Source organism: Hymenobacter sp. (assembly GCF_036388155.1).
Classification (GTDB): domain Bacteria; phylum Bacteroidota; class Bacteroidia; order Cytophagales; family Hymenobacteraceae; genus Hymenobacter.
Genome location: NZ_DASVSI010000123.1, coordinates 13,879 through 39,402, shown reverse-complemented (window position 1 = coordinate 39,402; position 25,524 = coordinate 13,879). Strand labels below are relative to the sequence as shown.

General features: G+C 62.4%; 21 protein-coding genes and 1 pseudogene. 9 read left to right on the top strand and 13 right to left on the bottom strand.

The genetic code is table 11. The annotated features are described in order from the left end of the window. Positions 1 to 89: 89 nt before the first annotated feature. From VF629_RS16960 to VF629_RS16945, 4 genes are read left to right on the top strand one after another with little or no spacing between them, the layout of a single operon-like run. On the top strand, positions 90 to 677 hold the full coding sequence (locus VF629_RS16960; RefSeq protein WP_331059678.1) for a DUF4194 domain-containing protein: 588 nt from the start codon (positions 90 to 92) through the stop codon (positions 675 to 677). Further along, a complete protein-coding gene (locus VF629_RS16955) occupies positions 661 to 4,077 on the top strand; it encodes an ATP-binding protein (protein ID WP_331059677.1) in 3,417 nt (1,138 codons plus the stop codon). The genes VF629_RS16960 and VF629_RS16955 overlap by 17 nt, the downstream gene beginning before the upstream one ends. After that, a complete protein-coding gene (locus VF629_RS16950; protein WP_331059676.1) occupies positions 4,070 to 5,212 on the top strand; it encodes a Wadjet anti-phage system protein JetD domain-containing protein in 1,143 nt (380 codons plus the stop codon). Before VF629_RS16955 ends, VF629_RS16950 begins: the two co-directional genes overlap by 8 nt. 44 nt (positions 5,213 to 5,256) lie before the next feature. Beyond that, complete coding sequence (locus tag VF629_RS16945; RefSeq protein ID WP_331059675.1) at positions 5,257 to 6,141, top strand: class I SAM-dependent methyltransferase; 885 nt, start codon at positions 5,257 to 5,259, stop codon at positions 6,139 to 6,141. Positions 6,142 to 6,156: 15 nt separating this feature from the next. Here VF629_RS16945 and VF629_RS16940 read toward each other — a convergent pair whose 3' ends face one another. Together VF629_RS16940 and VF629_RS16935 are read right to left on the bottom strand one after the other, a co-directional pair. Further along, a complete protein-coding gene (locus VF629_RS16940; protein WP_331059674.1) occupies positions 6,157 to 6,519 on the bottom strand; it encodes a magnesium citrate secondary transporter in 363 nt (120 codons plus the stop codon). Between the two features lies 1 nt (position 6,520). After that, complete coding sequence (locus VF629_RS16935; RefSeq protein ID WP_331059673.1) at positions 6,521 to 6,823, bottom strand: hypothetical protein; 303 nt, start codon at positions 6,821 to 6,823, stop codon at positions 6,521 to 6,523. Between the two features lie 104 nt (positions 6,824 to 6,927). Here VF629_RS16935 and VF629_RS16930 point away from each other — a divergent pair, with 104 nt between their 5' ends. Beyond that, entirely contained in the window at positions 6,928 to 7,884 is a 957-nt protein-coding gene (locus VF629_RS16930) for a phosphatase (RefSeq protein WP_331059672.1), read from the top strand. Here VF629_RS16930 and VF629_RS16925 read toward each other — a convergent pair. Next, positions 7,873 to 8,157: a putative zinc-binding metallopeptidase gene (locus tag VF629_RS16925; protein ID WP_331059707.1), complete on the bottom strand. Its 285-nt coding sequence runs from the start codon at positions 8,155 to 8,157 to the stop codon at positions 7,873 to 7,875. The genes VF629_RS16930 and VF629_RS16925 overlap by 12 nt on opposite strands. A gap of 93 nt (positions 8,158 to 8,250) precedes the next feature. Continuing rightward, a pseudogene (locus VF629_RS25815) lies at positions 8,251 to 8,659 on the bottom strand (putative zinc-binding metallopeptidase); the annotation flags it as partial. Positions 8,660 to 8,918: 259 nt separating this feature from the next. Between VF629_RS25815 and VF629_RS16920 the strand changes: the two are divergent. The 4 genes from VF629_RS16920 (at position 8,919) to VF629_RS16905 (ending at position 13,893) form a co-directional block, all read left to right on the top strand. Beyond that, positions 8,919 to 10,379 (top strand): circularly permuted type 2 ATP-grasp protein, encoded by a 1,461-nt coding sequence (locus VF629_RS16920; RefSeq protein WP_331059671.1) that lies wholly within the window; start codon positions 8,919 to 8,921, stop codon positions 10,377 to 10,379. A gap of 142 nt (positions 10,380 to 10,521) precedes the next feature. Continuing rightward, complete coding sequence (locus tag VF629_RS16915; RefSeq protein ID WP_331059670.1) at positions 10,522 to 11,457, top strand: alpha-E domain-containing protein; 936 nt, start codon at positions 10,522 to 10,524, stop codon at positions 11,455 to 11,457. A 140-nt stretch (positions 11,458 to 11,597) separates the two neighbouring features. Further along, positions 11,598 to 12,566, top strand: a complete 969-nt coding sequence (locus VF629_RS16910) for a transglutaminase family protein (protein ID WP_331059669.1) — start codon at positions 11,598 to 11,600, stop codon at positions 12,564 to 12,566. A 265-nt stretch (positions 12,567 to 12,831) separates the two neighbouring features. Continuing rightward, positions 12,832 to 13,893 carry an Ldh family oxidoreductase gene (locus VF629_RS16905; RefSeq protein WP_331059668.1) on the top strand — a complete coding sequence of 354 codons (1,062 nt, stop codon included), beginning with the start codon at positions 12,832 to 12,834 and terminating at the stop codon, positions 13,891 to 13,893. A gap of 20 nt (positions 13,894 to 13,913) precedes the next feature. Here the strand turns inward: VF629_RS16905 and VF629_RS16900 are convergent, their stop codons facing one another. The 9 genes from VF629_RS16900 to VF629_RS16860 all read right to left on the bottom strand — a co-directional run bounded on the left by VF629_RS16900 (position 13,914) and on the right by VF629_RS16860 (position 25,378). After that, positions 13,914 to 15,755, bottom strand: a complete 1,842-nt coding sequence (locus VF629_RS16900) for a family 10 glycosylhydrolase (RefSeq protein ID WP_331059667.1) — start codon at positions 15,753 to 15,755, stop codon at positions 13,914 to 13,916. 178 nt (positions 15,756 to 15,933) lie between these two features. Next, the gene (locus tag VF629_RS16895) at positions 15,934 to 16,773 is read right to left on the bottom strand and encodes a murein L,D-transpeptidase catalytic domain family protein (protein ID WP_331059666.1); all 840 of its coding nucleotides are present in this window, start codon (positions 16,771 to 16,773) and stop codon (positions 15,934 to 15,936) included. Positions 16,774 to 16,917: 144 nt separating this feature from the next. Next, positions 16,918 to 17,784 carry a murein L,D-transpeptidase catalytic domain family protein gene (locus VF629_RS16890; protein ID WP_331059665.1) on the bottom strand — a complete coding sequence of 289 codons (867 nt, stop codon included), beginning with the start codon at positions 17,782 to 17,784 and terminating at the stop codon, positions 16,918 to 16,920. An 88-nt stretch (positions 17,785 to 17,872) separates the two neighbouring features. Further along, positions 17,873 to 20,155 (bottom strand): TonB-dependent receptor, encoded by a 2,283-nt coding sequence (locus tag VF629_RS16885; protein WP_331059664.1) that lies wholly within the window; start codon positions 20,153 to 20,155, stop codon positions 17,873 to 17,875. A gap of 71 nt (positions 20,156 to 20,226) precedes the next feature. Next, a complete protein-coding gene (locus VF629_RS16880) occupies positions 20,227 to 20,463 on the bottom strand; it encodes a hypothetical protein (RefSeq protein WP_331059663.1) in 237 nt (78 codons plus the stop codon). Between the two features lie 129 nt (positions 20,464 to 20,592). Then, the gene (locus VF629_RS16875) at positions 20,593 to 20,988 is read right to left on the bottom strand and encodes a hypothetical protein (protein WP_331059662.1); all 396 of its coding nucleotides are present in this window, start codon (positions 20,986 to 20,988) and stop codon (positions 20,593 to 20,595) included. Positions 20,989 to 21,065: 77 nt separating this feature from the next. Then, positions 21,066 to 21,755, bottom strand: a complete 690-nt coding sequence (locus tag VF629_RS16870) for a HupE/UreJ family protein (RefSeq protein ID WP_331059661.1) — start codon at positions 21,753 to 21,755, stop codon at positions 21,066 to 21,068. 1 nt (position 21,756) lies between these two features. After that, complete coding sequence (locus VF629_RS16865) at positions 21,757 to 23,085, bottom strand: tetratricopeptide repeat protein (protein WP_331059660.1); 1,329 nt, start codon at positions 23,083 to 23,085, stop codon at positions 21,757 to 21,759. A 118-nt stretch (positions 23,086 to 23,203) separates the two neighbouring features. Then, positions 23,204 to 25,378 (bottom strand): DUF4331 family protein, encoded by a 2,175-nt coding sequence (locus VF629_RS16860; RefSeq protein WP_331059659.1) that lies wholly within the window; start codon positions 25,376 to 25,378, stop codon positions 23,204 to 23,206. Between the last annotated feature and the right edge of the window lie 146 nt (positions 25,379 to 25,524).

The window sequence follows — 25,524 nt, the reverse complement described above, 5'->3', positions numbered from 1 at the left end:
AAGCGGGAGAGATGCTTCGGCTGTGCTCAGCATGACGTCCTGATTTTATTACGCACTGATTTATTACCCCCATTTCCTTCCCCGTTACCATGCCCGCACCCTACGCCTCTCTCATTATCAAGCTGCTGCAAACGCACGCGCTCTACTTCGAAGACGACCTACAATACTGGCAGCAGCTGCAAGAACATGAAGTACCCGTGCGCGCTTATTTCGAGCAAATTGGCGTGAGCCTGGACCTGAACCGCGCCGATGGCTATGCCCGCCTCACGCAGCCCGACCCGGCCGAAGACGACCCCACGCCGCCCCGGCGCCTGCTGCGTAAAGTGGGCCTCAGCTACGAGCAAAGCCTGCTGTGCGTGGTGCTGCGCGAGTGGCTGGAAGAGCACGAAGCCAGCGCCCAAACCACTACCCGCCGGCTGTTTGCCACCCGCGCCGAAATTCGCGAGCGGGTGGAGCTGTTTTTTGAGCAGCCCACCAACCGCAAGGCCTGGCTCAGCAAGTTGGATACCGTGGTGGAAAAGCTGGAAGCCCACGGCCTGCTGAAAACGCACCACCGCGACGAGGCCCAGCCCGACCAGACGAAATACGAGGTGAAGGCCTTGCTCAAAGCCAAAGTATCGCTCGAAAAACTCGAAGAGTTTAAAGAAAAGCTGCAACGCCATGCTGAATCTGTTTGATGAAGTGAGCGGGCCGGCGGGCTACCGGCTTCAGCGCCTGCAGGTGTTCAACTGGGGCACGTTTCACGAAGGCAGCACCCAAAACGACATTTGGGAGCTGAAGCCCAACGGGCAAAACACGCTGCTGACGGGTGCCAACGGCTCGGGCAAAACCACTCTCGTGGACGGCCTGCTGGCCCTGCTGGTGCCCCCCACGAAGCGGTTTTTCAACCAGTCGTCGGGCGCCCAGAAGCGGACGGACCGCAGCGAAGAATCATACGTGGAGGGGCACTACGGCCGCACGCAGGGCGAGGAGCAGCAAAAGTCGCGGGTGGAACAGTTCCGCAAGCGTAGCGAAAACCCGTATTCCATCATCCTAGGCGTGTTTGTGAATGCCAACAGCCTGCCCGTGACGCTGGTGCAGGTGCGCTGGTTCAACGGCGGGGGCTTGCAACGTCGCTACCTGGTGGCCAAAGCCGAGCTGAACATTGCCGAGCACATCCAGTTTGGCTCGGGCGGGCAGTGGGTGAGCCAGCTGAAGAAGAAATTCCCTGACCGCGTGGTGGAGGATTTCGACAGCTTTCCGCGGTACGCCGACCGGTTCCGCACCCTGTTTGGAATGCGGAGCGACAAGGCCCAGACCTTGTTCAACCAAACCGTGGGCATGTTGGTGCTGGGCGAACTCGACGAGTTCATCCGCACCAACATGCTGGAAGAAAGCACCGCCCAGATTGAGTTTGACAAGCTGCTCGGCAACTACCAAACCCTGCTTACGGCCCACCGCGCCCTCGAAAAAGCCCGCGCCCAGCTACAACTGCTGCAACCCGTGCATGAGATGAGCGCCGAGTACGAGCAGCTTCGGCAGGGCCTGCACCAGCTGCGGGCGCAGCAGCGGCTGCTGGAGCCGTGGTTTGCCGGGCAGCAGGTGGCGCTGTGGGACGAAGAAACCCATCGCCAGCACCGGGAGCTGAACCAGCTCATCGACCAGTTGGGCCAGCAGGAAAGACACCTTGAAGCTGAACAAGAACGCTATAATGAATTGTATGCGGCTTGTAAGAATGACGAAACACTACAGATTATTACGAAGCTGACGAATGACATTAAGCATTTAACCGGAACCAAAACCGAGAAGGAAAAAAGCCTACGCGGCTACAATACGTTGGCCCGCAGCCTGGGACTAGTAGAAAATCCCGACGCCAGCGTTTTCGCCGCCAATATTGAGCAGGCGTTGCACGTGCAGCGGGAACTGCGCCAGACCAAACAGACGCTGGACCAGCAAAAACTCGACGACTACCTCAAGCTAAAGGAGCAGGAAAAGCAGCACGCCGAAGTGCAGGCCGAGGTGGACCAGTTGGAAAGCAGCAAGAGCAAAATCACCCGCCGGCCGGCCGAAATACGGCAGGAGATTCTGGCGGCCGTGGGCGCGACAGAGGCCGAAATACCTTTTCTGGCCGAGGTGATGCAGGTGAAGCCCGGCGAGCGCGCCGTATGGAACGAGGCCCTCGAAAAGCTGCTGCACAGCATCGGCCTGAGCCTGCTGGTGCCCGAGCGGCTGTACTCGGCGGTGCGGGCCTACGTGCACGAGCAGCGCGACCTGCGCGGCAAAGTCGTGTTTCACCGGGTGGAGCGCAAAGTGCCGCCCGCCATTTTCCGGGACGAGCGCACGGTGTGGGGCAAACTCGATTTCCAGGACAAAAGCGAGTACGCCGCCTGGGCCGAGCACCACGTGGCCAGTCGCTTCGACCACCTGTGCACCGAAGACGCGGCCACCTTTGAGCGGGCCGATAAGGCCCTGCTGCCCTCGGGCCTAATGCGCAACAAAAACCGCCACGAGCGCGACGACAGCCGGCGCCACGACCACATCCTGGGCTGGGACAACCACGAGCTGCTGCGCGAACGCACCCGCCAGGCCCGCGCGCTAAACGAGTCCATTGCAAAAGCCCAAGCCGCCCTGCGCCGCCTGAACAAGCAAATTGAGCAGACAGAAGAACGCGAAAAACTGTGCGCCAATTTCTTACTGGCCGGGCATTTTTCCAATATCGACTGGCAGACCGATGCTTTTCAGCTTCAGGAGCTTACTACCCGCCGCGATGCGCTGGAAAATGACAGCACCGCCCTGAAAACTATGCAGGAGCAACTGCGGGCGCTGAAAGCGAAGCTCCAAAAGCAGGCCGAGGAAATAAAAGCCACCACCCAGCGCATCACGCGCACGGAAGATTTATTGAAAAAGCTTCGCGAGGAGCGGCAGGCGGCGCAACGGCAGTTGGATGGCTTTGACGAAGTCAATCCGACGGCGGACCTTACCAGCTTGGATGAGCTGACGCAGGAACTGCGCGGCCGGCTCAGCTACGCGCAGTTTGCGGCGCAGAAAGAAGCCTTTGACCAAGTATTGCGTACCCGGATAAGCAAGCAGCACGAGCAGGTGCAGGCCCTGGTCAGACAGATTAGCGAGGCGATGTACCGCTTCCTGCATCCCGGCGCGGCAGTCACCGCCAAGTTTACCGATTGGGAAAGCGACACCCGCGAGTTGCGCCCCGACATCGAGCGGCTGCCGGAATACGTGGACCGCTACCAGCACATCAAAAACGACAACCTGGCCGAGCTGGAAACCCGCTTCCACGACGAGTTCAAGCGCGGCGTGACCAAGGCCCTCAGCGACTTCGTGACGTCCCTGGAGGAGCAACACGACCTGATTTGCGACACCATTGCGCAGATAAACGAGTCGTTGCGCGGCATTCCGTTCAACCTAAATCCCGACACCTACATTCAACTGGAGCATACCGATTCGACCGAGCCGCTGATTCACAAGTTCCGCTTCGAGCAGCTCCGCAACTGGCTGCCGGACTATACCGTGCACGGCCTGGCCGGCAACCAGCGCGAAATAGAGCTGGCGCACTTTGCCGACGTCATTCAGCCATTTATTCTGGAGTTGCGCGACCAGGAAAAATGGCGGCTGCACGTCACCGACGTGCGCAACTGGTCGCGCTTCAAGGCCCGCGAAAAGTACCGGGCCGACGACACTTCGAAGCAGGTGTACGAAAGCTCCGGCAGCCTCTCGGGCGGCGAAGGCGCGCAGCTGGCCTACACGGTGCTGGGTGCGGCCATTGCCTACCAGTTTGGCATCAACCGCGAATCGGGCGGGCACCGCTCGTTCCGGTTCATTGTGATTGACGAGGCGTTCAGCAAGCTCGACGAGGACAAATCGGCCTACCTGCTCAAGCTCTGCGCCAGCCTGGGCTTGCAGCTGATGGTGGTGACGCCCCTGACCTCACTGCACCTGCTAGAAAAAGACGTGCACGTGATTCATTGGGTGACCAAAGCCAAACAGGACAAGCGCCGCTCGGTGGTGCGCGACATCCCCATTCGGGTGTACCAGGCCGAAAAAGAAGCCCTACTCGCCGCCGAAATCCGTCATGATTAGCTTGTCCGAGCTCCGTGCTAAAGCTCTGCGGCAGTTCGCAGCTGTGCTACAGGCGCATCTAACGGGCGAAAACCCGTTCCCATTGCCCATCCGGGCCAGTAAGGCGCTGGACCGCACGCTGGGCGCGGCCCACATTTACGAGCAGCAAGCCGAGCTGCTGGCGCATTCTAAAAATCGCACAGGTCACGGCTATACACTCAGCACTAAGCCCAACCGCAAGACTGGGCAGAGCGAAGTCAGCCACATTGCGTTTGAGACGTTGGCTGATTTTCTGGGCTTTATCGATAAGCAGGCAGATTTTGAACTGTTTGAGGCCAATGCCCAACTTACGGCGGACTTGGTGCCTGCGCTGCTGCCGCTGCTGCAACAGTCGCCGCGCCTGCTGCTGGACAATGGCGCCGACTGGCCCGGCTTGCTCACGGTTTGCGCTTATTTTCAAGCCAACCCGCAGCCCAACGAGTATGTGCGCAGCCTCCCGCTGGCGCTGCCCACCAAGTTCGTAGAGCAACACCAAACCGCCTTGCGTCCGCTGCTGAACTGGCTATTGCCGGACGCTGTACGGGCGGAGGAAGCCGACTTCTTCCGCCGCTTTCACTTGCTGTTGGAGGAGCCCGGCATCAAGCTCCGCTTTCTGGACGTGGGGCAGCGGCTGCATCCGGCCGTGTCGCAATGCAGCTTGTGGGCCAGCGAATTTCGGCAGCTTGACTTGTCCGTGCGCCGGGTGTTTATCATTGAAAACCTGACGTCTTTCCTGGCCTTTCCGGCGGCCCCGGACGCGCTGGCCATTTGGGGTGGCGGCTTTGCCGTGAATTTGCTGGCGGGCGCCGACTGGCTCAGTGACAAGCAGCTTTTTTATTGGGGCGACATCGACGTACACGGCTTCCAGATTCTGGCGCAGCTACGGTCGCATTACCCTGCCGCTCAGTCGCTGCTAATGGACGAAGCCACATTCAGGCAGTATCACGGCGGCACAATCGGCGGCAATTTCACTTACCAAATCCTAACCAACCTGACCACCGCCGAACAACACCTATACCAAAGGCTGCTAGAAACCAATGCCCGCTTGGAACAGGAGAAGCTGCCGTTGCGGGGGGTGGCCGCCGCGGTGCAGCAAATAGTAGCTGAAGCGCTATAACACCGCTCGCCCGGCCAGACACGGCCCCTACCTTTGCGGCTCCTATGTATGATTTCCTCACCACCAGCCCCTGGCCCGATTACGAGCTGATTGATTCCGGCAATTTTCAGAAGCTGGAGCGTTTCGGCAAGTACGTGCTGGCCCGCCCCGAGCCGCAGGCCATCTGGGACCCGCACCTGCCCCTGAAGGAATGGGAAAAGGCCGACGCGGCTTTTGCCCGCGCCGCTGGCAGCACCGAAAAAGGCCAGTGGCGCCTCAAGCCCGCCATGCCCGAGCAGTGGATTATTGCCTACGAGCGGCCCGATGGCCTGAAGCTAAAATTTCGGCTCGGTTTGTCGTCGTTCAAGCACGTGGGGCTCTTTCCGGAGCAGGACCCCAACTGGCAGTTCATCTACAACCAGACGCGCCAGCGCCGCGTCAAGCTGCCGCGGGTGCTCAACCTGTTTGCCTACACCGGCGCCGCCACGCTGGCCGCCCGCGCCGCCGGGGCCGACGTCACGCACCTCGACTCGGTGAAACAGGTCAACTTCTGGGCCCGCGACAACATGGACGCCAGCCAGCTCGACGGCGTGCGCTGGCTGGTGGAAGACGCCATGAAGTACGTGCGGCGCGAAGTGAAGCGCGGCAGCAAGTACCAGGGCCTCATCCTCGACCCGCCCGCCTACGGCCGTGGCCCCAACGGGGAGAAATGGCAGCTGGAAGACGAGCTCAACGAGATGCTCAAGCTCAGCCAGCAGCTGCTCGACCCCGAGGACCATTTCTTCGTGGTGAACCTGTATTCGCTCGGCTTCTCGGCCCTGATTCTGGACAACCTGACGACGGCCATTTTCCCCGGCCCGAAGGCCGTGCGCGAGCTAGGCGAAATTTACCTGCACGACGCCGGCCAGCGCAAGCTTCCGCTGGGCACGTTCTGCCGGTTTGCTACCTAGCGCCCAACTCGAGCATCAGCCCGGCTTGTTTAGCCACCGCTGGAAAATGAGCGCCCCCGCCGCGTAGGCCAGCACATCCGCTGGGTCGGCGCTGGCGGTGGCAGACCAGCGGGGCAGCAGGGCTTCGAACCACAGCGCCACGCCGGCCCAGGCCGCCAGCACCCAGGTGCCGGGCAGCGTGGCGTGCCGGCCGTACAGTACTTGGTGCACGGCCAGGGCGAAGCTCAGCGCCAGGGGCAGGAACAGCACGTCGCTCAGGTAAGAGGTGAGCCAGGGCGGCAAGGGCCAATGCAGCCAGCGCTTGTTCAACTGGTAGCTGCCGTAAAGCAGCGCGCTGCCCAGGAACAACGGGTGGCGAAGCACGGAGAGGGCCCGCATATCAGCCGGCAACAACGGTAACCAGCCAAACGATGAACCCCAGAATGGCGATGAACACCAGTTGCCCGCCCCGCACAAGGGTCTTGAAAAAACGTGTTACGGCGCCATCTTCGGGGTTGATTTCCACCAGTTGAATACCCCCACGCAAGTGCTCGGTTGCCGCCTGCTGCTGGGCTTCCCCATGAGCGCGCGGGTCCAGCAGCTCCCCGCAGTGCTCGCAACGGTCGGCGGCTTGCTGCTGCCAGCGCGACCACTGCTGGCAAGCAGGACACTTCTTGGTGGAAATCAAATTTTTATCAGCCATCGCTCTTAGTTTACGCAGAAAGTTACGTAGGATGCGGCCGGTGTTCGAGGTCCTTCGGCACGCCCTACCTTGCGCTTCGCTGCCTCCGCCACGCCACCTCCCCAATGCACCAAACCACTAGCCACCGCCGCCGCGTCGCCCTTATCGACATGGGTACCAACACCTTCCATTTGCTCATTGTGGAAATGCCTACCACGCCCGGCGACAAGCCGCTGGTGCTGCTGCGCACCAAAGCCGGCGTGCGCCTGGGCGAGGGCGGCATCAGCCGGGGCGTCATCGCGCCCGAGCCGTATGCGCGCGCTCTGCACACGCTGGCGGGCTTCAAGGAAGAAATGGAACTGCACGAAGTGGAAGAGGTGCGCGCCACGGCTACCAGTGCCATGCGCGTGACTACAAACGGCCCCGACCTGGTGCGCGACATCTTCGAGCAAACCGGCATCCAGGTCAACGTCATTCCCGGCGACCGGGAGGCCGAGCTCATCTGCGAAGGCGTGCGCCAAGCCGTGGATTTGGGCACCGAGCCGCAGCTGATTACGGACATCGGCGGCGGCTCGGTGGAGTTCATCATCGCCAACCAAGCCACCATTTTCTGGAAGCAGAGCTTCGAAATCGGGGCCCAGCGCCTGCTCGACAAGTTTTTCCCGGACCCCAGCGGCATATTCCCTGCCGCCGCCGTGGTGGCCGAGCAGGAGTACTTGGCCTCGGTGCTGACGCCCCTCATCGAGGCCGTGCACCGCTACCAACCCGTGGGCTTGGTGGGCGCCTCCGGCAGCTTCGACAGCCTGGCCGACATGCAGCTCGGCGAGCTGCGCACCGAAGCGCAGCTGCCGCCTTTCACTGAGTTGCAATTGGCCAGTTTCCAGGACAGCTACCGGCGCTTGCTCAGCAGCAACCACGAGCAGCGGGTGGCCCTGCCCGGCATTTTGCCCATGCGAGCCGACATGCTGGTGGTAGCCGCCGTGCTGATTGATTATGTGCTCGGCATCACCGAAATCAAGCGCATTCGTACTTCGGCCTATGCTTTAAAGGAGGGGCTACTGGCAGAGATGCTAGCGCAGTAGCGAGGCCGCGCCCCGGCACACCCGGTGGATGAAAGCCAGCTTGCTCACCACCTCGGGCCGGATGATGAAGGGGTACGAGTCGGGCTGGCCCATGCTGCGGTTCAGGCTGTTCATGGCGAACGTGAGGGGCAGCCACTGGTCCATGAGGCGGCTGAAATCCGCGACGGAGTAGGGCTCTTCGGTGATGGCGTCGAGCAAGTTTTGCTGGGCGCCGACGCCGCTGGGGTTCACGTGCAGGTCGAAGGCGTGGGCCGTTTGGAGCGTGTCGAGAATGTGCAGGTAGTGGGCCCTGGTTTCGGCCCATTTCGCGCTCGATGTCGTCGGCTTCGGCGATGGTGATGAGGCCGTTGTCGTGGCCGGTAAGCACGTTGTCGCTTCCCTCCGGGCCGGTATCGGCTTTAAAGCCGAAGGCCAGGCCTTTTTCCGGGTCCTGGGGTTTTGCTGAGCACGGCAGGCCCAGGCACAGCAGCGTGTACACCAGCCGGTGCTTGGCCACTTCCAGGCGCTGCCACTGCTGCCGGTGGGCGGGGTTGCTCAGGTCGGGAATGGTGCGATTGAGGGCACACGCGGTGCAGAACGGCGTGGGGCCAGTGGCGGGCACCAGCCAGTTGCAGCAGGCATCGCGGCGTGGTTCTGGCAGCGGCGGTAGCTGCTCGCAGCCTCTACCGGGGCGTCGTAAAGCGCCTTCGTGGCCAGCTACCAGCGGCAGCAGTTCCAGCCGCGTGGTCTCGAAGCCGAGCGGGTTCGCACTTCTCGCAGCCGTTGTTTTCGAAATATAGAATCTGACCGCAGTGCGTGCAAGTGCAAAGCTTCAAAGAACGGGGAAGGCAGAGATGCTTGGGGTTACGGAGGTATTGTTTGATACGGCAAGAGTTTTTCCCACAGCGGACGCGGTGTAAAACTTAACCTACCTAATGTATTTAACACCCTTAGCTCTTGAATCAACTATTTATCCGCAACACTACGCTGTTTTTTTAAGGGCCCTGTAGTTTATTACATCGCAATTCCTGCTATCACCCTGTTTTTTTAAAGGCATGTCGGCAAATCCGCTCCTCCACTCTTATCAAGAGCAGGCCAACGTGTGGGACGAAATGTTCCGGGCCGAGGGCATCCGGCCCGAATACCGCCACTTTGTGGCGGCCATTCAAACGCTGCCGGGCGAGGAGATGACCCGCAAGGCAGAGTTGGCCAAGAAGCTGTTTCTGAGCCAGGGCGTGACGTTTACGGTGTACAACAGCGGCGAGGGCATCGAGAAGATTTTCCCGTTCGACATCATTCCGCGCATCATCAACCACCAGGAATGGCTGCGCATCGAGGCCGGCATCAAGCAGCGGCTCAAGGCGCTCAACATCTTCCTGAAGGACATTTACCACCAGCAGTTCATCATCAAGGACGGCATTATTCCGGCCACGCTGATTTACTCCTGCCCGCAGTTTTTGCGCGAAATGGTGAACGTGGACGTGCCGCACGACATCTACACGCACATTGCGGGCGTCGACCTCATTCGGGACCACGACGGCGAGTTGTACGTGCTCGAAGACAACCTGCGCACGCCGTCTGGGGTGTCGTACATGCTGGAAAATCGGAGCATCACCTACCGCATTTTCCCCGACGTGCTGCCCAAAAGCCACGTGCGCCCGGTGAAGGACTATCCCGACCTGCTGTTCCGCAACCTGCTGGCGCTGGGCAGCCGCCAGGCCAGCGAGGCCACCGTGGTGCTGCTTTCGCCGGGCATCTACAACTCGGCCTACTTTGAGCACAGCGCCCTGGCCCGCCTCATGGGCATTCGGCTGGTGGAAAGCCGCGACCTCATTGTGCACAACCACTTTGTGTACATGAAAACCACCAAGGGCCTGAGCCGCGTGGACGTGATTTACCGGCGCGTGGACGACGAATACATCGACCCGCTGGTGTTCCGGCCCGACAGCGCGCTGGGCGTTTCGGGCCTGTACTGGGCCTACCGCAAGGGCAACGTGGCCATTGTGAATGCCATGGGCAATGGCGTGGCCGATGACAAAGCCGTGTACTGCTACGTGCCCGACATGATTCGCTACTACCTCAACGAAGAACCCATCCTGAAAAACGTGCCTACTCTACGCCTCGACGACCCCGACCAGCGCCAGCACGTGTTCGACAACATGGCCCGCATGGTCATCAAGCGCACCAATGAGTCGGGCGGCTACGGCATGCTCATTGGCAACTGCGCCACCGACGAGCAAATGGCCGAATTTCGAGCTGCCATTACGCAGGACCCGCGCAGCTTCATTGCGCAGCCCATCATCAACCTTTCATCCACGCCCTGCTACATCGACGGCGTCCTGCAGCCGCGTCGCGTCGACCTGCGGCCCTTCGCGCTGTATGGTCCCTCGGGCATCGACATTGTGCCCGGCGGCCTCACGCGGGTGGCGCTGCGCGAGGGCTCGCTGGTGGTCAATTCCTCGCAAGGCGGCGGCAGCAAAGACACTTGGGTGCTGGGGCCGGAGTTTGGCGGGTAAGAGGGTGTGAGGGTGTGAGGTAAAATTTTGTTCTGCTCGCCCATCCCTCAGCAAATGCACCGAAAATTCCCCCCCCCTCCTCCCTCCCTATCCTCCCACCCCACTATCCTCCTACCCCCATACCCTCCTACCCTCACACCCTATGTTGAGCCGCGTCGCAGATACTATTTATTGGCTGGCCCGCTACCTCGAACGCACCCAGTCGATGCTGCAAGTGCTGCGCATCAACTACATCGCCTCGCAGGACGAGCAGCCGTTTGGCGGCTGGAAACCCTTGCTCTACACCTACGGCGACCTGAGCGAGGAAGAAGTCGACGCCGTGGCCCACGACACGTCGCGGGTGCTGGGCCATTTGATTTTTGACAAGGAGAATGGCGTTTCGGCCTACAACAACATCATGCAGGGCCGCGAAAACGCCCGCGCCGTGCAAGACCACATCACCAAAGAAGTCTGGCTGACCCTGAACGACTACTACCACGCCATTCGGCAGGACGAAGTGGCCCGCCAGGTGCAGCACGAAGACCCCGTTTCGGGCATCGATTTCCTGCTGAAACAGGGTCTGCTATTTGCCGGTACGGTGCAGCACACCATGCCGCGCGACGAGGGCTACGTGTTCCTGAGCCTGGGCAAATTCCTGGAGCGGGCCCTGCAAACGGCCGACATCATGCGCCTGAAGCAGGACGCTTTTTCGGCCGAAACCGAGCCCCATCAGGCCACCTCCAGCTTGCGCTACCTGCTTTACTCACTGTTTGGGTTCGAGCAGTACACCAAGACCTACAAGGGCGTGATAGCGCCCGAAAACGTGCTGGAAATGCTGGTGTACGACGAGGATTTTCCGCACTCGCTGGCTTACAGCCTGGCCCAGTTGCAGCGCTACTGCGAGCGCCTGCGCGACAACAGCCTGCCCGAGAGCTACGACCACCTACACTTCCTCATCGGCAAAGCCCGGAACACCGTGGCCTACTGCAGCCTGCCGGCCAACAACGCCCCCGCCCTCACCCAGTTTCTGCGCCAGACGCGGTCAGAACTGATTGACGTAGCCACCGCCCTCAACACCCACTATTTTGGCAATAGCTAAGATTAATCGTCATGCTGCTTGAACGTCATGCTGAGCGTAGCCGAAGCATCTCTCCCGTAGCGGTAAATAATTTACTTGTGCGGTAGAGATGCTTCGGCTACGCTCAGCATGACGGCCTGATTACACTCACTCTTCCCGACATGCCTTCCTATAAAATCAAGCACCTTACGCGCTACGCCTACGCCGCCCCGGTGATTGACTGCGCCAATCAGCTGATGATTTATCCGCTGGAGGACGAGCGGCTGGAAGTGAAGAGCCAGGTCGTGACTGTTTCTCTGAACCCCGAAATAGCCTTTTTCACCGATTATTTCGGCAATCAGGTGGGCGTGTTCACGGTCATCAAGCCCCACACCGAGCTGCTCATCGAGTCGAACGTGGAAGTGGTGACGACCCCCATTCAATTTCCGATGGACGAGGAAACGGCCGAGCAACAATGGCAGCAACTGGCCAGCCTCAGCCGCGACGGCGCCTTCATGGACTTTCTGGACCCGCACACCTCGCCGCTGCACGAGGAAATCCGGACCGCGCTGCAAGGCATTATCAGTGGCAACGAAAAGCCGCTGAAAAACGCCCTGGTGCTCTCCGAATACGTGAATGCCAACCTGGCCTACGAGCAAGGCGTGACCAGCGTGGAAACGCCCACCGAAGAAATATGGCGCCTAAAAGCCGGCGTGTGCCAGGACTTTGCCCATCTGCTGCTCTTCATGCTGCGCTTGGTGGGCATTCCGGCCCGCTACGTGAGCGGCTACGTGTGCCCCAAGGAAGAAGGCGTGCGCGGGGCCGGGGCCACCCACGCCTGGGTCGAAGCCTACATTCCTTTCTACGGCTGGCTGGGCCTCGACCCCACCAACAACTGCATTGTGAACGACGGCCACGTGCGCATGGCCATTGGCCGGCACTTCTCGGACTGCACCCCCATCAAGGGCACGTACAAGGGCACCGGCGCGCACACGCTCACCGTGTCGGTGCACATCGAGAACGGCAAACCCCTGCAACGCGACCCCGCCACCGAAGCCCCCATCTACGTGCGCGAAACCACAGAACCCGTGGTGCCCGTCAACTCCTACCGCAAATACATCACCTGGGCCCAGCAACAGCAGCAACAGTAGTAACCTCACCCCCGCCCCCTCTCCCGCGGAGAGGGAAGCCGGACGAGTTGTAGCGCGGACTTTTAGTCCGCGAGTGGCTCCCCTCTACACAGTTCACGCGCGGACTAAAAGTCCGCGCTACGGCCGCGCCATCGTGGCTCCCCTCTCCGCGGGCTTCGCGCATCAAGCGAACCGGGGTCGTACCCGGTAGGGCCGAAGGCGAGGTTTTGCCGCCGGCCGTAAGTTTGGACTTTCTGGCCTCATCGGCCAATTGCCTTCCCCAGCCATGACCTTCCCCTATTCTCAGCTCTTCAAGTTCACCGAAAGTGTTTTCCTGTCCATTGGCTGCCCCGAAGCCGATGCAACTCTAGCGACTGAAACGCTGCTTTCGGCGGATTTGCGCGGCATCGACTCCCACGGCGTGGCCCGCTTGGTGGGCTACGTGCGCCTCTGGGAAGCGGGCCGCATCAACGCCAGCCCGCGGGTGGGCGTGACCTACGAAACGCCCAGCACCGCCGTGGTGGACGGCGACGGCGGCCTGGGCCTGGTGGTGGGCCCCATAGCCATGCGCGTGGCCATCGAGAAAGCCCAGCAAGTGGGCACCGGTTGGGTTTCGGTGAAGAACTCCAACCACTTCGGCATTGCCGGCTACCACGCCATGCTGGCCCTGGCCCACGACATGATTGGCGTGGCCATGACCAATGCCTCGCCCCTCGTCGCCCCTACCTACTCGCTCGACCGCCTGCTGGGCACCAACCCCATCGCCGTGGCGGTGCCCGCCGGCGAGCAGCCCGACTTTGTGGCCGACATGGCCACGACCACCGCGGCCAACGGCAAGCTCGAAATCGCCCAACGCAAAAACCTGCCCCTCCCCGAAGGCTGGGCCCAGACCGCCGACGGGCAGCCCAGCACCGACGCCAACGCCGTGAAGAACGGCGGCGCACTGCTGCCCCTAGGCGGCGCCACGGGCTCACACAAAGGCTACGCCCTGGGCAGCATTGTTGATATTTTCTCGGCCGTGCTTTCCGGTGCGAACTATGGGCCGTGGGTGCCACCCTTCGTGGCGTTCCTGCAGCCCTCGACCAACCCCGTGGGCCAGGGCCTGGGCCACTTCTTCGGCGCCATGCGCGTGGACGCGTTTCGGCCGGCCGAGGAGTTCAAAGCGCACATGGACAACTGGATTTCGACTTTCCGCAACGCGCAGGCCGTAGAAGGCAAACAAGTCCTCATCCCCGGCGACCCGGAGCGGGAAATGGCTTCCCACCGGCTGCTGGATGGCATTCCATTGCTGGATGCAGTGGTAAAGGACCTGGAAGGCGTGGGGGCTAAGTTTGGGGTAAAGCTGTAGGTCCTTCAGAGGCTTAAGTCCTAGCGTAGCAGCAGCACCTTCTGCCGGGCTACGCCGCTGGCGGTTTGCAGTACCACTACGTAGAGCCCAGCGGGCCAGGCGCCGGCGCGCAACGTCACCTCGTGGCGACCAGCCGGCCGAACGCCCGACGCCAGCACGGCTACTTCCCGGCCGGCCAAGTCGACCACGCGCACCGTGGCCGGGCCGGGCGCGGGCAGGACGAAAGTCAGGCGGGTTTCCGTCGTGAAGGGGTTGGGCGCAGCGGGTTCAAAGAAGGCCTGCGCAACGGCCCCCTTCGCCGCGCTCAGCAGCGTGGCCACGTTGGCGGGGGCACTTTCGTTGTGCAGCCGGTCAAGGGCCGTTACGGCGTAAACGCAGCGGGCGGGGTCGGGCGGGCCGGCAATGCGGTAGGCGGTGGTATCGGTGATGCCCAGCAGATTGGCCGGATTGGCTAAATCGGCGGGAGTGACGGGCGTGCTGCGGCCCGGGAAGCGGTACACGGCGTACCAGCGCGCCGTTTCGCCGTCGGCCGCGGGCAGCGGCGCCTGCCAGCTCAAGCGGCTTTCGGCCAAGCCGACGTCGTTGGCCTGGCTGAGCTGGCGCGGGGCCAGCGGCGGCATGGCGTCTTTCCAAGGCATGGTGGGCACCAGGGCCGGGAAGCGGTAAAAGTTGGTGCGCAGGGAATCCACCAAACCCAACGGGTTGGCCAGCAGCGAGGTGGTGCTGTAGAAGATGCTGCCCTGCACGTTGGGTTGCTGGCGCAGCAGGCGTATTTGGCTCGGCAGTTGGGTGGGCAGGCGGAAGCCCGGCTCCGTGGCCGTGGCGCTGACCCGGTACGGCCCCTGGCCCACGTACACGTGGCGCACGGTGTCGGGGTTTACCTGCTGGCTCCACCAGGGCACGATGAGAGAGTAGTTAGCGGCCGTCTGGCCGATGGCGAAATACACCTGCGGGGCGAGGTAATCAACCCAACCGCGGCGCAGCCACTTCCGGGAATCCGCAAAAATGTCGGTGTAGCTCTGGAAGGCCGTGGTGGCGGTGCCGCCCACGCTGGTGCCGTTGCGCCACACGCCGGGCGGCGAAATGCCGAACTTCACCCACGGCTTGGCCGCCCGGATGCTGTCGGACACCAGCTTCACGAACAGGTCCACGTTGTTGCGCCGCCAGTTGGCCAGCACCGTGAAGCCGCGCGGGTCGGCGGCAAAGGAAGCGGCGTCGTTGAAGGTGAGGCCGGTTTGCGGGGCCGGGTAAAAGTAGTCGTCGAAATGAATGGCGTCCACGTCGTAACGCCGCACCACGTCCATCACCACGCCCACCAGGTACTGGCGCACGGCGGGCAGGCCGGGGTCGAGCACGCGCAGGTTGCCATAAGGCACCACCCAGTTGGGGTGCTGCACGGTGACGTGGCTGGGGGCCACGCTGGCCGTGGGACTGGTAAGGGCGCGGTAGGGGTTCAGCCAGGCGTGAAACTCCATTTCGCGGCGGTGGGTCTCGCGCACCATAAAAGCCAGCGGGTCGTAGGGCGGGTTGGGGGCCAAGCCTTGGGTGCCGGTCAGCCACTCGCTCCAGGGCTCCAGCGTGCTGGGATACAAGGCATCAGCGGCGGCCCGAATCTGGACAACCACGGCGTTGAGGCCGTTTTGGCGGTGCCGGTCCAGAATGCTAACGAATTCCTGGCGCTGCTGGGCCGGCGTGCGGGTGCGGTTGCTGGGCCAGTCCAGGTTGAAGACGTGGGCCACCCACGCCGCACGCAGCTCCCGCTTCGGCGGCGTCGACAAGCTTTGGCCAGATGCCGCCGAAAAACTCAAAAAGGCCAGCGCCACCCTGAGCCACCGGACGATACACTGTGTAGAAAGGGCCATACAAGAAGAGCAGGATGGAAAGACGTTTCAACGCTGGAATATAGAGAAACCAAGCATCATACGTACCCTTTGCATCAAAGCAGGCGCTTAGCTCCCGAAGGCCATAAAAAAGCTCGCGGCGCTCCCCAGGAATCAACCTGCTGAAGCGCCGCGAGACTAATAACGGAAGCTTGCTTAATTACGAAACCTGCTCAGCCAAGGCCGGTGCCCAGGCCGCAATGGCCGTGTCCTGATTCAAATACGGCGACGAATACTCTGCACTGGACTTGTTGATGAACAAACAAGTGCCGCCGTTCACCGTCCCAATAATTTCATCTTTCAGGTCCATGGGCAGCGCGGGGCAGCCGAGGCTGCGGCCCAGGCGGCCGTTCTGCTTGATGAAGTCTTCGCTGACGTAGTCGGCGCCGTGCATCACCACGGAGCGCGACTCGGCGTTGGTATTGAAGCCTTCGTCGAGGCCCTGCAGCTTGAGCGAGCGGCCGTGTTTGCCCTGATACTCGCTGCCCGTGGCGTAGAAGCCGAGGCTGCTCATGTTGCTCTGGTCGGTGTTGGAGAAGTTGGTGGCTTCGTTCTCACCGGAGTTGTGGCCGTGGGCCACCAGGGTATGGTATAGGATGTCCTTCTTGGCCAAGTCGAGCACCCACAGGCGCTTTTCGGTGCTGGGCAGGTCAAAGTCCACCACCGTGAGCAGCTGCTTGTCGTCGGCCAGCTTGCCGGCCTGACGCAGGTTGAGATAGCCAGTCATGGCTTTCGCGAACGTCTCGTAGCGCAGGCCTTCCTGTTCGGCGCCCAGGGCGGCGTAGGTAGAACGCAGCTGCTGGTCGAACCGGGCCTGGGGCGAGAAATCCACTTGGGGCATGCGCACTTCGTTGCCGGCGCCGCCCGCCATCGACTTCGTCACGGGGCCGGCCAAGGGCGTGGCCAAAAACAACGACGCCAGAAAAGGCAACACCCGCCGCGCAATGCGCTGGCGGCGTAAGGCCTTTCTTTTCCGCTGAACGATGCTGGTCTGGTGCATGATTTCTAAGGATTAGCTACAGGCTGTGAAAACCAAGTGCCGGGTGAAAAGGCAACTGGCTCAAGACCTTATACGTGAATGTAAACCTCAGGGGCTGAAATATAAACCCTTCCAACGGCAAAATGATTCCGAAAATGGCCTCCCCTACTCCCAGCCGTGCTTCAAAAACCGGCGGCCGGCGGCCGGCCCATCGAGCCAGCGCGACGCCAAGCCAGGCCCGCTGATGAGCAGCATGCTGCCCACCCGAACACTCGCAATGATGGCTTTGTACTGCTCCGGCGGCAGCGCGGGGCAGCCGCGGCTGTAGCCCAACCGCCCGTGCTGCCGGATGTACGCAGGGCTGGCGTAGTCGGCGGCGTGCAGCACTACGTAGCGGTCGAAGGCATTGGTGTTCTGCCCTTTGTCGAGGCCCTCGATGCGCCGCGAATAGCCGTGAATGCCGTCGTAAGTGCCGGCCGTGCGGTAGAAGCCCAGCGAGGTGCAAGCCGATTTTTCCAAGTTGGAAAACCGCGTGGCCCGCAGCTTGCCCGAGCCTTCGCCGTGGGCCACCAGGCTGCGGTGCAGCACGCGGGCGGTGCGCAGGTCGAGCACCCACAGGCGCTCGGTGGTGTTGGGCAGGTCCATGTCGGCCACGGCCAGCAGGCCAGCCCGCTCAATGCGGCCCGTGGGGTGCAGCGTGAGGTAGCCCACGCAGGCTTGTTCCAGCACTTCGGGCCGCAGCGCAGTCGCAGCGGGCCCCAGGGACACATGCAGCCGCCGAATGGCTTGGCGCAGGGTATCGGGCACGTCGGCTAAAGCCAGCACCGGCGTCAGGGCCAATGAATCGGGCAAGGCAGCAGCCACGGAATCGGAAGCGACGCCGCGCGAAGGCGTGACCGGCGAAATGGTGGGGATGCTGTTGGAGGACTCATCGGCCCTCACCTGGCAGCCGGCGGCCGCTAGCGCAACGGCGGCAGCGCCCAGCACAAGCAGCTTCGGGCAAACCCACTTTCTTTTATCCAACGCAAACATGCCCTGAAAGTACGGCCCAAATCGGCTTATGCGCCATCAAGTGCGGTATTTTGCAACTTAATTGCATGAGGCAACTCGGGGCCTTATATCAGAAAAAGATGCTGGCGTTGACCTTCACGAAGAACGGCGTGCCGGGCGTAAAATGCAGCTGCTCCACGGCCGGGGTGGTTTGGTTGCGCAGGCGGCTGGGGTTGGCAAACTGGGCTTCGTTCCAGTCCACGTTCAGCAGGTTTTCGGCCGTGGCCCCGATTTGAAAGCGCGCCCGGGTGTAGCTCAGCACGCCGTCGAGCAGGAAATAGCCGCGGGCCCGGATGGAATTGTCCTCGTTGGCCGGGCGGCTGTCGAGGTGCCGGTAACGCAGGCTGGCGCTGAAACCCTGCGGGTTTTTGAGCGTGAGGCCGCCCACGCTGGTAAAGCGCGGGGCCAGCGGGATGAAGTTTTCGCCCTCGGCCACGCCCACCAGGCGGCCGTGGTTGTAGTTCAGGTCCACGTCGGCAAACAGGGAGCGGGTGAGCTGGTAGCGCAGCGAAACGTCGGCGCCGTAGCGGCGGGTGCGGCCGGCGCTTTCCACAATGGCTTCGTCGCCCACGTACACCAACTCGTCTTCCAAGTGCAGGGCCCAGAGGGCGGCGTTCACCACCATCCCCGGCAGCGGCTTAAAGGTGCTGCCCGCCTCGTAGCCCAGGGCACGGGGCAGGGCGTTGTCGTTCACGGTGCCGCGCACCACGCCGCGGGCATCGTTGGAGTGAAAGCCGAGGCCCGAGCGGGCAAACAGCTGCACGGTGGGTGTGAGCTGGTAGTACAGGTTCAGTTTGGGCGACACGCGGGCCCGGGTTTTGCGGGCGTCAATGGGCTGCCGCACACCATCCTCGTCAGTATAGTCGCCCTTAAAATCGAACACGAACACATCGGCGCGCAGGGCGGCATTCAGGGTGAGGCGGTCGGTGAGCGTAAGGGTTTCGTCGAGGTAGGCGTTGAGGTTCTGCTCGTAGACGTGGCCGGCCGTGATGGTGTCGGTGATGGTGCGGCGCACGGCGCGGCGCAGGGTCAGGTCAGTATCGTCGATGCGGGTGCCCAGGCCGAAGGTGGTGTGCAGGCTGCGGCTGCCCAGCTGGTCGTCGCGGTCGTAGGTGCCGGTGTAGCCGTACAGGTTGCGGTCGTCGGTCTGGTTGATTTCGTCGCCGTTTTCCTCGTCATTCAGGAAGAAGGTGAAGTTGGAAAACAAGTTGAAATTATAGCGCGAATAGTACACCTGCTGCCGGATAAGAGCGTCGCCGGGCAGGCCGGTGGTGAGCACCACCGAGGCGTTGGTGCGGTCGGTGTTGCCGCCTTCGCTGGGGTCGATGCTGCCAAAGCGCGTGATGATGCCCTCGCGCACCGCGCTTTCGGGTATCTGGCCGCTGGCGTCCCAGCTGGAGGTAAAATGCGAGCCCAGCACTGTAAGGGCCGTGCGGTCGGAGAGCTGACCGGTGTACTTGGCAATGCCGTTGAAGCGCCGGAAATCCTGCGGTTGGTCGAAGTAGGCATTGGTGAAGTTGTATTCGGCGGCGATGTATGCGCTTTCGGGCTTTTTCGAGAGCAGATGGCGCTTGTTATTGCCCAGCAGGTCCAGCATCACCAAGGCCCGACGGGTGTCAAAACGGCCCACCTCCAGCTTCACCTGGCTGGCGTCGAGGCGGGTTTTGGTGCTGAATTCGCCCGCGCCGGCCGTGGCAAAATCACCGAACCGGGCCGTGTACGGGCCCTTGTATACCTTCAGCTGTTCCACCGTTTCGGGTATCACGAAGTGAAAGTCGGCGTAGCCCTGGCCGTGGGCGTGGCTCACCATGTTCACCGGCAGGCCGTCCACGCTCACCGCGAAGTCGGTGCCGTGGTCCACGTCGAAGCCGCGCAGAAATATCTGCTCGGCCTTGCCGCCGCCCGCGTGCTGGGCAATGAACAGGCCCGGCACCAAGCGCAGCAGGTCCTGGGCCGAGTTCACGGGCCGCAGCACCTTGTCGATTTGGTTGATGGCCGCGAGGCTCTGGTTGGGGTCGCGCGGCTGGCTCACGGTCACCTCCGAGAGGCTCAGGGCCGAGGCCGCAATGGTAAACGGCACCGTGCGGCTTTCGCCGGCAGTCACCGTCACGGCCTGGCTGGCGCCCCGGTAGCCCAGGGCCCCCACGCGCAGCGTGTAGGTGCCGGGCACCACACCCGCGAGCCGGAAGTTGCCCAGCGCGTCGGTGGCCGTGCCGCCGGACTGGCCCTGCAAGCCCACGCTCACGCCCGCCAGGGGCTGGCCCGAGAGCGAGTCGGCCACGGTGCCGCGCAAGGTGGCGGTGCTTTGTGCCTGCGCCGTGAAGCGGCCAAGCAGCAGCACCGTCAGCAACATAAGAAATAAGCTGTTCCGCACAGCTCGGCCCAGGCCGCAATCGGAAGAATAGAAATGAGCCATAGCTTCGCCTAGAAGCGTTTGGTGGAGTTGGGAATGGCCATGCGGCTTCGGGCCGCTAGCCGAGCCCGGGCGGCCCGGTTGGCGGCCCGCTCCCGCGCCAGCAGGTCGCGTTTAGAACTGGGCAGTTGGTCAGAAACCAAGTTTTTGGTAGCCCGAAAAGGCCCTACCGTGAGCCAGGGCAAGTGCACAGCCGTGGCCTGGCCCGCGGCAGCAGCCACGGGCAGCAAAGAAGAAAACGTATTCATGAGTCGGAGAAAAATGACGCGCTCCGGCCCCGTGGGCTCAGCAAGCGGCGTCAACAAAAAATAAGACGTTGGGGCCCCGATGCGACGCATCGGGCACCTCAGGCGGGCACCGCAAGGCCCGCGCACGACTTATCCCCGACGGGGCGGTAACTCAATTTGGCCGCGATGGCCAGTAGGCACGGCCACGCCGTAGGCCCTCAACCGAGGTTGGGAGCGGCGAAAAGCGGGCTTCGTGAACACAACCCGCGCCTCGGTCAGGCAGTGAATGTCCAAGCCTTTGAGGGAGGTGAGCAGTTGCTGCAAGGGCGGGCGCTCGCCGGTTTTCTGCACGGTGTATTGCACGCCGTTGCAGTCGTCGAAGCAACCCAGGCGCATGGTGTGCTGCAGCTGGCAGTCGTGGCTGTGCACGTAGGCAAAGGGACGGTCGACCACTCGCGCCGGACGCTCCACGAGGCCAGCCCCCACCACCAGCAGGTAGTTGAGCAGCAACAGCAGCGTGAGGTACGGGCGAAAGACCACGGGCAAACAGAACTAGCGAGGAGGTTGCTACTCAACTACGGCGCAACCACCGCAAATGGATGTATTTACTACCAACTATATTTTCAGCTAAAGAAAACCCGCTCCACCGTCCAGTAAGCCGCCACCAGGCCAATCACCACCGAAACCGGAATCACGACGCGCTGCTTGTACCAGCTTTTGCTGGCGGCCCAGCGGCCCACCAGCGCCCAGCACAGCAAAATCACCGACACCTGGCCCAACTCCACTCCCACGTTGAAGGAAATGAGCGAACCAACATAGTCCTTTTGGGGCAGCCCCAGCCCGGTGAGGACACTGGCGAACCCCATGCCGTGCACCAGCCCAAACCCAAATACAATGGCCACCCGCCACGGGTTGAGCCGGTCGGTGATAATGTTTTCGAGCGCCACAAACAAGATGGACAGCGCAATGATGGGCTCGATGATGGACGAAGGCGGCTGAATGAGCCCGTACATGGCCATGCCCAGCGTGATGGAGTGCGCCACGGTGAAAGCCGTAGCTTGCAGCAGCACCGGCTTTAGGCGCGGCTCCAGGATGTAGAGGCTGATGATGAACAGGATATGGTCGAACCCCAACGGGATGATGTGCGTGAAGCCCAGCTGCAGGTAAGTCCAGAAAATCTCGGTGCGCGAGAGCTTGCTCAGGTCCGTGTTGAGGACGTGCGCGGCGGCCGGCATGGCCAGCAGCAGCAGCGGCAGCGCCAAGGTGGCGCGGCGCGGCCAGCCGATGCCTGTAGATGGACCAACAGCCTTCACCTTAACGACTGGCTAGCAGCTTCTTGCCTTCGGCGGCCACTTCGGTGTCGAGGTAGGGCGCGGTTTGCAGGGATTTTTCCAGCAGGGCCTGGCCTTCGGCGGTTTTGCCCAGCTTGGTGAGGATAAGGCCAGCCCGGCCCAACAGCACCGGGTTTTTGGAGCCGGTGCGGCGGGCAACCTGCATGTACTTCTGCGCCTCGGCGTAGTCGCCGCGCTTGTAGAGCACCCAGGCCATGGTTTCGTTCACGTCGATGTTGTCGGGGCGGCGGGCGTACTCAATTTTGGCGTGCTCCAGGGCCTTGTCCAGCTCGTTGGTCTTGAGGTAGGCATAGGCCAGCTCGCGGTCGGCGTAGTGGCCCATGGCTTCGTTTTCGTCGGCTTCCTTGGCGGCGTCCGAGAGCATGGCAATGGACTCCTCGGCCATCTTTTTGGCCTCGTCGTGTTGGCCGTTCAGGCGGTACAGGTCCGTCAGCTCATCCGAAAAGGCATAGTCCTTCACCAGCACGCGGGCCTTTTGGTAATAGGAAATGGCCAACGGGTAGTCGCGCTTGGCGGCGGCCATGCGGCCCAGGCCGGCCAGGGCGTAGGCATAGCCGGGGCGGGCCGCCAGGGCCATAAGGTAATACCCGCGGGCGCGGGCGGTGTCGCCGCTCACTTCGTACAAATGGCCCAGGCCCACGCGGGTCCATTCCGTTTGTTCCAGGCCGATGAAGCCCGCTTTGGTGGCCATGTCCATGGCCTGAATGGCGCCGGGCACGTCGCCGTAAATCTCGCGCAGGTAGCTCACGCGGGCGTAGGCCGGCAGGTCGGGCCGCACCTGGTTCATGCGGTCGGCCATTTTCACGGCTTCGTCATAGTGGCCCATTTCCACGTTGGCATCGGTCAGCAGGCCGTACACAAAGCCGCTGTGGGGGTTAATTTTCTGGGCTTGCTGGGCCAGGCCCAGCCCTTGGGCAAAATGGTGCTGCGTGAGGCAGAGCGAGGCTTTGCAGCAGAGCGCCTCAAAGTTTTCGGGTTCGGCTTGCAGCACCTCTTCCAGCAGTTCCATGGCCGCACCGTCGTAGTATGGGTGGTCGCCGGTCACGCGGGCCTCCTGCATGTAGGCTTGGGCCAGCAGCAAGCGGCTTTTTTGGTCGTCGGGCTGGCTGCGCAACTTAGCCAGCAGGCCCTCAATGGCCGCTTTGGTATTCAGCCACTCGCCGCCGGCGGCCAGGTCGCCGCGGCGGGCCTTCAGCTCCGGCATGCGGTGGGCGGGTTTCTTAAAGAAAAAGATGCCGGCGGCCAACAAGCCAAATACCAGCAACAGACCAGGGTATAAGTATTTTTTCACAGCAAAGGGCGAAAAATCACGAAAAAGAAACTAGCTAAGCAAGCTACGAAAAAGAGCCGCCGCCGGACTCCAAAGGAAACCAACGGCGGCTCATTTATGCAGGGACTGCCTTGCGGGACTACTGACGCTCGATGCGCACCGACTGCACCACCGTGCTGCCGTTGTAGAGCGTGGCAATGTACTGGCCGGGGGCCACCTCACGGCCCGGCTGCCATGATACTTCGTTGGCCCCGATGCCGAAGGTTTTGTCTTTGGCTACCGTAGCCACGCGGCGGCCCGCCACGTCGCTGATGACGATGCTCATCTTGCCGCGGGCGGGCAGCTCGAAGCGCAGCGTGGTGCGGTCCACAAAGGGGTTGGGGTAGGCGTTGGCCACGGTCAGGTTGGGCGAGAAGCCCAGGTTGGCCGAGCGCTGCGCCAAGGCCGTGCGCTGGGCGGTGGTGCCGCTCCACGGCGTCTGCGCGTAGGGGAAGGCGGCGCGGAAGGTCGTGTCGTTGGCCGTGATGCCGGCATTGAAGCCCAGCACGCCGAGCAATTGCGGGGTTACGGGGCTAGCCATGGTGGGCGTAAAGTCGTCGTACCACAGGCCGATGGCGGCCAGCACCACACCGCCCACCGCTTGCAGCTCAATGCGGGTCACGTCGTCCTCCAGGCGGCGCCCGTTGGGGAAGCCGTCCATGTTGGGGATGAGTTGCAGGCTGTTGTTGGCGTTGAAGCGCGGGTCCGTGAGGCCCAGGGCCGCAGCGGCCAGCAGGCCCTCTGAGCTAAAGTCAGCCGAGTTGCGGGGCGTGGGAGGCACGGCCATGTTTAGGCGCAACATGTCGCCGCCGGGGTTGCCGGCCTGGGCACCCACCAGCAGGAAGTTGTTGATGAACGGCTTGCCCGCCGCCAGCGGGTTGCCGCCTTTGCCGGTGGCCAGTTGGTACGGAATGGCGTTGGGCACGCCGGTGTGGAAGATGGGCTTGATGTCGACAGAGCGGGGCTTGCCGGTCACGAGCAAGTATTCGCCGTAGCCACCGCCGGCTATGGGAGCCAGCGCGGTGCCATTCAGCAGGGCGGTGCCAGCCAGCGCACTCACGCCGTTGGCGCCGTTGCGGAAGTCAAAGCCGGAGAAAGTGGCGCCGCCCAGCAGGGCTTGGCCCGCCAGCGACTTCGACTGCACGCGCAGCGCAGCCAGGCCCTCCACGGCCTCGCCGTAATAGGTCTGCCCAGGGGGCTTGGGAGCCGCAGTCGGGGCCGGGGTGTTGTCGGCCACGTACAAGCCCAGCTCTGGGTTGGAGAGGTAGTCATCAGTGGAAGCGGCCTCGGCGTAGGGCGTGGCGGCGTTCCAGGCGTCTTTGCCGCCGATGGGAATAATAACTTCGTTGGTGAGCGGCATGCCCAAGCGCGATACCTGCACGTAGTTGCCCGAGTATGTAGAAGCACCGCCCGTGGCCGACAGCACGCGGGTGGCCTGCCGACTGGCTGAAGCCCACACCCCAATGATGAAGTCGCTGTCCAGGATGCTAGTAGTCGATGTCAGAGCCGGAGCGGTAGCCTTTTTCAGCACCGATACCGGGATTTGCAGCGCAATGGCGTGGGTGTTTTTGCGGGCCACGCCGTCGCGGGCCGTGGCCGAGGTGCGCACGCCGCCCAAGTCGAAAATGCCGCCCAGGTCCACGAAGAACGGGTCATCGGTCGGCCCGCAGAATATTTTGGTGCCATCGGCAAGCGTTTGAATGGCGCTGGCGGCGAGGGCGTTGTATGTCGTGTTCAGACCCGCCGCGCTGGTGATGGAGCGCGGGCCGATGTTATTTGGTGGCACAATGCCCCCGGTCACGATGGCCGTGAAGGCGCCACCGCCCACGCTTTTCTCGCAGGTATAGGTGGTTTTCAGGTTTTGCTGGCCCAGCCGGATGTTGAAAAACGTGGAGGGGTCCTGGTTGGTGCGCGTGAACGTGAAACGGTAGGTAATGTCGTCGCCGGTGTTGCCGGCGGTGCCGTTCTTCACGTGGATTTCGTAGCGCACGTTCTCGCCAAACGTGTTGTAATTCGGGCCACCCTGGGGCAGCTCCAAGGGGATGTAATTGGCAATGATGGTCACGCTGGCGTTGGCGTCGTTGGCCGGCGCGTCGGGGCTGCGGAAAGCATAGAGGTCGGTGTTGTCGGCCAGCGGGTCGTCGGCAATGAGCGGGGCTTCGCGGTGGCTGGAGGCCTCCAGCGTGTTGTGCTGGCCGGTCCAGGCCAGCATCCCTCCCACCGTGGTTGCGAGTAGAGCAGCCTGAAACAGGGGACGTGTAAGCAATTTCTTCATAAAAGGAAGGGTTGGAAAATGATGGAATAAACACGTGAGCTAACCGCAACCTTACGCGCTTCAACGTGCCAAATAATCAGCACCGCAAACGATTGATGACTCCTCCTTAAGTCCTACGTGCATTGTGGAGATTATGGTTTGATAAC

Bases quoted from the DNA above. Each gene is read 5' to 3' on its own strand.
- VF629_RS16960 (WP_331059678.1), top strand. From the start codon at position 90: ATGCCCGCACCCTACGCCTCTCTCATTATCAAGCTGCTGCAAACGCAC.
- VF629_RS16955 (WP_331059677.1), top strand. From the start codon at position 661: ATGCTGAATCTGTTTGATGAAGTGAGCGGGCCGGCGGGCTACCGGCTT.
- VF629_RS16950 (WP_331059676.1), top strand. From the start codon at position 4,070: ATGATTAGCTTGTCCGAGCTCCGTGCTAAAGCTCTGCGGCAGTTCGCA.
- VF629_RS16945 (WP_331059675.1), top strand. From the start codon at position 5,257: ATGTATGATTTCCTCACCACCAGCCCCTGGCCCGATTACGAGCTGATT.
- VF629_RS16940 (WP_331059674.1), bottom strand. From the start codon at position 6,519: ATGCGGGCCCTCTCCGTGCTTCGCCACCCGTTGTTCCTGGGCAGCGCG.
- VF629_RS16935 (WP_331059673.1), bottom strand. From the start codon at position 6,823: ATGGCTGATAAAAATTTGATTTCCACCAAGAAGTGTCCTGCTTGCCAG.
- VF629_RS16930 (WP_331059672.1), top strand. From the start codon at position 6,928: ATGCACCAAACCACTAGCCACCGCCGCCGCGTCGCCCTTATCGACATG.
- VF629_RS16920 (WP_331059671.1), top strand. From the start codon at position 8,919: ATGTCGGCAAATCCGCTCCTCCACTCTTATCAAGAGCAGGCCAACGTG.
- VF629_RS16915 (WP_331059670.1), top strand. From the start codon at position 10,522: ATGTTGAGCCGCGTCGCAGATACTATTTATTGGCTGGCCCGCTACCTC.
- VF629_RS16910 (WP_331059669.1), top strand. From the start codon at position 11,598: ATGCCTTCCTATAAAATCAAGCACCTTACGCGCTACGCCTACGCCGCC.
- VF629_RS16905 (WP_331059668.1), top strand. From the start codon at position 12,832: ATGACCTTCCCCTATTCTCAGCTCTTCAAGTTCACCGAAAGTGTTTTC.
- VF629_RS16900 (WP_331059667.1), bottom strand. From the start codon at position 15,755: ATGGCCCTTTCTACACAGTGTATCGTCCGGTGGCTCAGGGTGGCGCTG.
- VF629_RS16895 (WP_331059666.1), bottom strand. From the start codon at position 16,773: ATGCACCAGACCAGCATCGTTCAGCGGAAAAGAAAGGCCTTACGCCGC.
- VF629_RS16890 (WP_331059665.1), bottom strand. From the start codon at position 17,784: ATGTTTGCGTTGGATAAAAGAAAGTGGGTTTGCCCGAAGCTGCTTGTG.
- VF629_RS16885 (WP_331059664.1), bottom strand. From the start codon at position 20,155: ATGTTGCTGACGGTGCTGCTGCTTGGCCGCTTCACGGCGCAGGCACAA.
- VF629_RS16880 (WP_331059663.1), bottom strand. From the start codon at position 20,463: ATGAATACGTTTTCTTCTTTGCTGCCCGTGGCTGCTGCCGCGGGCCAG.
- VF629_RS16860 (WP_331059659.1), bottom strand. From the start codon at position 25,378: ATGAAGAAATTGCTTACACGTCCCCTGTTTCAGGCTGCTCTACTCGCA.